This window comes from Marinitenerispora sediminis (genome assembly GCF_003336425.1).
GTDB lineage: Bacteria > Actinomycetota > Actinomycetes > Streptosporangiales > Streptosporangiaceae > Marinitenerispora > Marinitenerispora sediminis.
Genome location: NZ_QEIO01000068.1, coordinates 20,360 through 27,958, shown reverse-complemented (window position 1 = coordinate 27,958; position 7,599 = coordinate 20,360). Strand labels below are relative to the sequence as shown.

Annotated in this window: 8 protein-coding genes and 1 pseudogene; 6 read left to right on the top strand and 3 right to left on the bottom strand. The window is 75.8% G+C overall.

The window, feature by feature from the left end; genetic code table 11:
- On the bottom strand, positions 1-223 hold a 223-nt coding region (locus tag DEF28_RS14640; RefSeq protein WP_199493312.1), incomplete at its 3' end, for a hypothetical protein.
- Positions 224-442: 219 nt separating this feature from the next.
- Between DEF28_RS14640 and DEF28_RS14635 the strand changes: the two genes are divergently transcribed.
- The 3 genes from DEF28_RS14635 (at position 443) to DEF28_RS14625 (ending at position 2,710) form a co-directional block, all read left to right on the top strand.
- Entirely contained in the window at positions 443-1,366 is a 924-nt protein-coding gene (locus DEF28_RS14635) for an SPFH domain-containing protein (protein ID WP_114399040.1), read from the top strand.
- A 16-nt stretch (positions 1,367-1,382) separates the two neighbouring features.
- Entirely contained in the window at positions 1,383-1,592 is a 210-nt protein-coding gene (locus tag DEF28_RS14630; RefSeq protein WP_114399039.1) for a hypothetical protein, read from the top strand.
- A 152-nt stretch (positions 1,593-1,744) separates the two neighbouring features.
- Positions 1,745-2,710, top strand: coding sequence for an NAD(P)-dependent oxidoreductase (locus DEF28_RS14625; protein WP_114399042.1), 966 nt, complete (start codon positions 1,745-1,747; stop codon positions 2,708-2,710).
- 24 nt (positions 2,711-2,734) lie between these two features.
- On the opposite strand, the gene DEF28_RS14620 is transcribed toward DEF28_RS14625, so the two are convergent.
- Entirely contained in the window at positions 2,735-3,610 is an 876-nt protein-coding gene (locus DEF28_RS14620) for an LLM class F420-dependent oxidoreductase (RefSeq protein ID WP_199493310.1), read from the bottom strand.
- 185 nt (positions 3,611-3,795) lie between these two features.
- Between DEF28_RS14620 and DEF28_RS29205 the strand changes: the two are divergent.
- Positions 3,796-3,965 (top strand): annotated as a pseudogene (locus DEF28_RS29205) (IS982 family transposase); the annotation flags it as partial.
- Positions 3,966-4,028: 63 nt separating this feature from the next.
- Complete coding sequence (locus tag DEF28_RS27560; protein ID WP_158562837.1) at positions 4,029-4,751, top strand: hypothetical protein; 723 nt, start codon at positions 4,029-4,031, stop codon at positions 4,749-4,751.
- A 258-nt stretch (positions 4,752-5,009) separates the two neighbouring features.
- On the opposite strand, the gene DEF28_RS14610 is transcribed toward DEF28_RS27560, so the two are convergent.
- Entirely contained in the window at positions 5,010-5,522 is a 513-nt protein-coding gene (locus DEF28_RS14610) for a MarR family winged helix-turn-helix transcriptional regulator (RefSeq protein WP_114399036.1), read from the bottom strand.
- 141 nt (positions 5,523-5,663) lie between these two features.
- On the opposite strand from DEF28_RS14610, the gene asnB reads away from it, so the two are divergent.
- A complete protein-coding gene (gene asnB, locus DEF28_RS14605; RefSeq protein WP_114399035.1) occupies positions 5,664-7,514 on the top strand; it encodes an asparagine synthase (glutamine-hydrolyzing) in 1,851 nt (616 codons plus the stop codon).
- Positions 7,515-7,599 lie beyond the last annotated feature (85 nt).

Below are 7,599 nucleotides of genomic sequence, written 5' to 3'. Positions count from 1 at the left end.
GCTCCGGTCGGTCGGGCCGCGGCCGGTGGCGGGCGCGGGGGCGGACGGCGGCGCACAGCACCAGTCCGAGGGCGAGGACGATCGCCGCTGGGCCGCCGGCGGCCACGGCCGCGCCGATGAGCGCGGCCAGGGCACCGGCGGCGATCGCCGTGGCCACGGGCGATGGGCGGCCGGTCACGCGGTCGTCGGCCAGGCGGCCGGCCGGTCCAGGCGGGGCGGCCATCGGGGTCACCTCCCGTCGTCTGTAAAAAGTGATATCACAATGCTAAACTCGCGTCATCACTCAGCGAGTGAGAGAGGATTCCCGGCGGAGGCGGTGCGGGAACCGCCGCACCGCGCGGCCCATCGAGGGCCCCCGCGGTGCGGCGGCCATGCCGCCGGCCCGGAGCGCTCCGCCCCGCGTGCGGCCGGGAACGAGGCACAAGAGAGAGGCAGGACCCCCATGAACCCCAGTGACGCGCCGGTGTCCGGCGTGGAGATGCCCGCCCCGCAAGTGCGGGAGCGGCGCGCGCCGGGGGCGCCCGGCATCCCCGTGCTGCTCGGCTGCCTGGTGCTGGTCGCGGCCGGGGTCCTCCTGGCCGCGTCCGGCCTCGCCGCCCCAATCGGCGGAGCGGCGGCGCTGGTCGGCGGCGTGCTGCTCGCCCTCGTCGGGCTGGTGGCCGCTCTCGGGCTCACCGTCGTCGCCCCCAACGAGGCCCGCGTGGTCCAGTTCCTCGGCCGCTACGTCGGCACCATCCGCACCGACGGCCTGCGATGGGTGAACCCGTTCACCACCCGCAAGCCGATCTCCACCCGCATCCGCAACCACGAGACCACCGTCATGAAGGTCAACGACTACGACGGCAACCCGATCGAGATCGCCGCCGTCGTCGTCTGGCAGGTGGAGGACACCGCCCGGGCGATGTTCGAGGTCGACGACTTCGTCAGGTTCGTCGCGATCCAGGCCGAGACCGCCGTCCGGCACATCGCCACCAACTACCCCTACGACGCGCACGCCGAGGGCCAGCTGTCGCTGCGGGACAACGCCGAGGAGATCACCGAGCGGCTGTCCGCGGAGATCTCGGCCCGGGTGGAGTCCGCCGGGGTGCAGGTCATCGAGTCGCGGTTCACGCATCTCGCCTACGCCTCGGAGATCGCCCAGGCCATGCTGCAGCGCCAGCAGGCCGGAGCGGTGGTGGCCGCCCGCCAGCAGATCGTCGAGGGAGCGGTGGGGATGGTCGACCTCGCGCTGCACCGGCTCGCCGAGAAGTCCGTGGTCGACCTGGACGAGGAGCGCAAGGCGGCGATGGTGAGCAACCTGCTGGTGGTACTGTGCGCCGACCGCGCCACCCAGCCGGTCGTCAACACGGGCACCCTGTACCAGTGACGTTGGGCGGTCTGCGGTGAGCGAGCGGAAGAAGATCCTGCTGCGGTTGGATCCGGCGGTCTACGACGCCCTGGCCCGGTGGGCCGGCGACGAGCTGCGCAGCGCCAACGCCCAGATCGAATTCCTGCTCCGGCGCGCGCTCTCCGACGCGGGACGGCTGCCGAGGGACGCCGGCGCGCTGCCGCGGCGCGGCCGCCCGCGCAAACGCGACCCCGACCAGGAGTGACCCGGCCGCGGCCGGGCACGTCGGCGGCCGGGGCCCGGTGGCGGGTCGTCACCGGTGCCGTGAGCCGTCGCCGGCCGGCCGTTTCCGGCCCTCGCGCCCGGCCGCACCGGTGATGCGGCATGATCGGTGCGGACAAGGAAGGCGAGGCGGACATGGCAGCTCCCTCCACCCCCCACCTCTACCTGCCGCGCGCGCTCCCCGACCACGCGATGGCGGCCGCGCGGGCCCTCGGGCTCCCGGTCGTGGCGGGAGGCGCGCAACCACCGCCCCGTGAGCGCCTGCTCCGCGACGCGGCCGGCGCGGCGGCGGTCGTGTGCACCGGGACCGAACGCGTGGACGCCGAGTTCCTCGACGCGGCCGGTCCCGCGCTGCGGGTGGTCGCCAGCACCGCCGTGGGCCGGGACCATATCGACGTCGCCGCCGCCACCGAGCGGGGAGTGCGCGTCACCGGCGCTCCGGACGACCTGGCCCCCGCGACGGCCGACCTCGCCATGGCGCTGCTCCTCGCCACCGCCCGGCTGGTGCGCGACGGCGACCGGCTGCTCGGCGAGCGCCCTCCGCGGGCCTGGGGGCCGCGCACGCCCCCGCTCCTCGACATCGGCGCCGGTGCGACGCTCGGCATCGTCGGCTACGGCCGGGTCGGCCGCGCGGTGGCGCGCCGCGCGGCCGACCTCGGCATGGACGTCGTCGCCACGCCGCCGCGGACCCCGCTGACCGGCGAGGAGCACGGCACCGAATTCGCGGCGCTGCCGGAGCTGCTGGAGCGCAGCGACGTGGTGTCGCTGCACTGCCCGCTCACCCAGGACACCCGCCACCTCCTGGACGCCGCCGCGCTGCGCCGGATGAAGCGCTCGGCGATCCTCGTCAACACTGCCAGGGCCGGGATCGCGGACCGGTGGGCGCTGGCGGCGGCGCTGCGCGCCGGCGGGATCGCCGGCGCCGGGCTGGACGACTTCGAGGACGGGCCGCAGGCCAGCCCGGCACTGGCGGACCTGGCCAACACCGTGCTCGCCTCCCACCTCGGCGGGGTCGGCACCGCTGTCCGGGACCGCAGGTGCGCACTGGCGGTGGCCGGCGCCGCCGAGGCGCTCGCCGGGCGGGAGCCCGCGACCCCGTGACCTGCCGCGCGGGCGGCACCGGGGTCAGCTCAGCAGCTCGGCGAGGCGGCGCCATCCGGCGCGCGGCAGCGCCGCGCCGGCGTCCGGCGCGCCGGACGGCGTGACGACCTGCAGGGCGACGTGGTCCGCCCCAGCCGCGCGGAAGTCCTCGATCCGGCTCCGCACGCGGGCGTCGTCGCCCCAGGCGTAGACGGCGTCGACGAGCCGGTCGCTGCCCCCGCCGGCGAAGTCCTCCTCCGTGAAGCCGAGCCGCTGGAAGCTGTTGGTGTAGTTCGGCAGTGCGAGGTAGCGGGCGAAGTGCTCTCGGGCGGCGGTGCGGGCGGACTCCGCGTCGCTGGTCAGCACGACCTTCAGCTCGGGCGCGAGCACCGGGCCGGCGCCGAGGACGCCGCGGGCCTGCGACGTGTGCTCGGGCGTGACGAGGTAGGGGTGGGCGCCGGCGGCGCGGTCGCGGGCGAGCTCCAGCATCCGGGGCCCGAGCGCGGCCAGGACGATCCGCCCGGCCGGGACGCCGTCCGCCGCCAGGGCGTCGAGATAGCCGACCATGGCGGAGTAGGGGCGCCGGTACCGCGCCGCGAGCCGGGCGTGGCTGGCGCCGAGTCCGAGCACGAACCGCCCCGGGTGCCTGGACTCCAGGTCCCGGAAGCGGGCGGCCGTGTCGGCGGCCTCGTACTGCCAGATGCTGAGGATCCCGGTGGCGACGGTGAGCTTCGCGGTGGCCTCGGCGAGCGGCACCGCGTGCTCGACCCCGCTGCTGCCGCCGAGCCAGACCGCCCCGAAACCGAGCGCCTCCAGCTCGGCGGCGGCCTCGCCGATCTCACCTCGCAGGGCCGGGTCCTCGGAGCGCAGCTCCGCGCTCCAGATCCCGTAGCGGCCCAGTTCGTCACGCAGGTCAGCCATCGTCACGTCTCCCATGCGGTCCTCCGCTCCAGCCGTGGTCGCGCCCTCACTGCGGCCGAGGCCACCCCGGGGGCGCCGGCCCATGACACCACACGCCGGCCCCGGCGGCCGGGAGGCGGACCGCTCCCGTCCGGTGATCCCGGGCACACGCGGTCGCCCCGGCCGTCCCCGGGCGGTCGGCCCGAAGCGTGATCTGGACGCTGAAGAACCAGCTCGGCCTGGAACGCCACACCGCACGCACCCAGGGGGAGCCTGTGGGGGCGCAGCTGCCAGCGGATCCTCGCCCTCTGCCGCGATCTGGCACAACTGGCTCATCGACGCACCCGTCAAGCACTCGCTCGTGGCCTACGGCCACGGAGCGGCACCCACCGTTTCCCATCAACCGTCTAGCATGGGCCCCCGACCAAGGGAAGGCCGCGTGCACATCCTCGACGATCTCGACGGGTTCTCCGACCGGGCGCGGGAGCTGCTGGCCCGGACCGGGCGCCGGGAGGCCGGCAGGGCGGCCGGAGTCCCCACCGACCTCCTGCGGGTGCGCGACCGGACCGGGCGCCTGATCCCGGCGCCGACGGAGCTGGTGGTCAGCCGGGAGGCGTTCCGGGCGCGCTACCGCGGCCTCCGCTACGCGGCGCGCCGGTCGGCGCTGGTCGGCGGCCGGCGCCGTGACATCGTCCGCTCCTGGGAGTTCGACCTGGCGGACGGCGTGTGGCCGGACGGCCGGGGTTGGTGCTTCGCCTGGACCGGCGAGCGGGTGTCCAGCCCGGTAAACTTCCTCGCCCACACCGACGGCCGGATCGGCGTGGGCGACGGTGCGGCGTTCATCGAGGTGGCCGCGTCGGTCTCCCGGCTGATCGAGAGCCACGCGGTCATGGACGCGGTGTCGTCGTGGGACCCCTGGCCGGGCAGTCTCGAAGCCTGGGTGCCGAGCGACGCGGGAGTCCTGGCCGCGGAGCGCGTCGAGGGCCTCACCCCGGTCGCCGAGGCGTCCGGGCCCCACGACACGTGGCTGCTGTCCGACCACGTCGCCGTGCACGCCTTCTCGAGCTGGACCGGGGAGCGTGCCCGCCGGCGCGCGGTCCGGATCTGGTCCCGCGGCGAGGAGGGGCGCCGGCAGGTGCGCGCGGCGTTCCGGGACCTCTGACGCCGGCGCGCGCCACCGCCGCCGCGACCGCGGGGCCGCGGACGGGAGCCGGGGCCGCCCGGCCACCGGCCAGGCCGGGTGCGGGGACGCCGGGTGGCGCGGGCCGGCTCTCAGCGGTCCGGTCCGCGTCCCCCTTCTCGCCGGGCCAGCGGTGGGGTGGCGGGCCCCGCACCACGGTGGAGCCGAGCCTGACGTCGAGGGGATCAGCGCTGGCGGCGCCGGCCCGCGGCTGTCGTCCGCGGCGGTCCGGCGGCCGGTTCACGATGGTGCTCGTCCCTCCGCCGGCGGCCCCGGGGGCGCGGTGTGGTCCAGGTCGGCGTTGAGCCTGCCGAGCAGCCGGGCCAGGTCACGGCGGTCGGACTCCGGCCAGGCGGCCAGCGCCTCCCGCAGCCGGTCGGCGCGGGCGCGGCGGATCGTGGCGATGCGGTCGCGGCCGGCCGGTGAGGCGGTGAGCAGGCTGGAGCGCCGGTCCAGCGGATCGGGCGCGGCCTCGACCAGGCCCGCGTCGGTCAGCCGCCGCAGATGGCGGCTGGCCGTGGACTTGTTGAGGTGGAAGCGCCGGGCGACCTCGCCGACGCGCATCGGCCGGTCCTCGGCGAGCGCGGCGAGCAGCGGGTAGGTGTGCCGGTCGACCGCCGGATCCGCCCCGCGCTCCACCAGCCACAGGCCGCGCATCGCCCGGCGCACGAGGAGGGTGGTCTCCCGCTCCAGCTCGTCCATCAGGGCCCCCGGGTCGGGGCCGGAGGCGGACGGAGCGGCGGGGTCGGCCATGCCCGGATCCTATCCCGCGACCGTGCGGCCCGCCCCGGCACTTTGCCATCTAGTTGCACGGCGCAACTAGAGTGGGAGCGTCGGGCGCGACCCGCCCCGGTCGGCGGGGCGGCCGCCCGGAAGGGGAGGAGGCGGACGAACATGTGCGGCATCACCGGTTGGGTGGACTTCGAGCGGGACCTGTCCCGGGAGCGCGACGTGCTCTCCGCCATGACCGACACCATGGCGTGCCGCGGCCCCGACGCCCGCGGCGTGTGGACCGGCCACCACGCGGCGGTGGGCCACCGGCGGCTCTCCATCATCGACCTTCCCGGCGGCGCCCAGCCCATGGTCGCCGAGCCCGACAAAGCCGACGCGACCGTGCTCACCTACAGCGGCGAGGTGTACAACTTCGCCGAACTACGCGAGCGGCTCGCCGCCCGCGGCCACCGCTTCCGCACCGACAGCGACACCGAGGTGGTACTGCGCGGCTACCTGGAGTGGGGGGAGAGCGTCGTCGACCGGCTGAACGGCATGTACGCCTTCGCCGTCTGGGACGCCCGCGCCGAGCGGCTGCTGCTGGTCCGCGACCGCATGGGCATCAAGCCGCTCTTCTACCACCCCACCCCGCACGGCGTGGTGTTCGGCTCGGAGCCCAAGGCGCTGCTGGCCAACCCGCTGGTCGACGCGGTGGTGGACGAGGACGGCCTGCGTGAGCTGCTCGGCTTCGTCAAGACGCCGGAACGCTCGGTCTACCAGGGGATACGCGAGGTGCGGCCCGGCCACGTGGTGCGCGTCGACCGGGAGGGTGTGCACCGGCGCGCGTACTGGCGGCTGGAGGCCCGTGAGCACACCGACGACCTCGACACCACGGTCCGCACCGTGCGCGACCTGCTGGAGGACACCGTCGACCGCCAGCTGGTCTCCGACGTGCCGCGCTGCACGCTGCTGTCCGGCGGGCTGGACTCCTCGGCCCTGACGGCGCTCGCCGCCCGGCGGCTGCGCGCGGCGGGCGCGGAGCGCGTCCGCTCCTTCGCGGTCGACTTCGCCGGCTACACCGAGCACTTCCGCCCCGACGAGCTGCGGGAGACCCCGGACGCGCCCTACGTGCGGGAGCTCAGCCGGCACGTCGACGCCGACCACACCGACATCGTGCTCTCCTCCGCCGACCTCACCGACCCGCGGGCCCGCCGGGCCGTACTGCGCGCCAACGACGCGCCGGCGGCCATCGGTGACATGTACACCTCGCTGTACCTGCTGTTCCAGGCCATCCGCCGGCACTCCACCGTGGCGCTGTCCGGCGAGTCGGCCGACGAGGTGTTCGGCGGGTACCGCCAGTTCCACGACCCGGAGGCCGTCGACGCCGACACCTTCCCGTGGCTGGCGATCGCCGGCCCGCGGCGGGCCCGGAGCTCCTGGCTCGACCCGGGGCTGTCCCGGCGGCTGGACCTGCCCGGCTACCAGCGCGCGGCCTACCGCGCGGCCCTCGCGGAGGTGCCGCACGTCCCGGGCGTCAGCGCCCGGGAGCGCCGGATGCGGGAGGTCTGCTACCTGCACCTCACCCGGTTCGTGCAGATCCTGCTGGACCGCAAGGACCGGATGAGCATGGCCAACGGGCTGGAGGTCCGCGTTCCGTTCTGCGACCACCGGCTCGTGCAGTACGTCTTCAACACGCCGTGGGAGATGAAGACCTTCGACGGCCGGGAGAAGAGCTTGCTGCGCGCCGCGACCCGCGACCTGCTGCCGGCCTCGGTCGCCGACCGGCGCAAGAGCCCGTACCCGAGCACCCAGGACCCGCTCTACGACCGGGCGCTGCGCAAGGAGCTGGCCGGCGTGCTTGACGACACCGCGTCGCCGGTGCGGCCGCTGATCGACGTCCAGCGGGCTCGGGAGCTGCTCACCGAGCCCGACGGCGTCGAGGCCGAACGGCAGGCCCGGCTCGGCCTTGAGATGATCCTCGGCCTTGACGCCTGGCTGCGGGAGTACCGTCCGGAGCTGCGGCTGGGCGGCTGATGGCGCGGCCGCGGGCGCGGCGCGCTCGGGAGGCCGCGGGATCGCGCTCGGACGGAGCGCGCCGGTCGCACCCGACCGGCGTCGC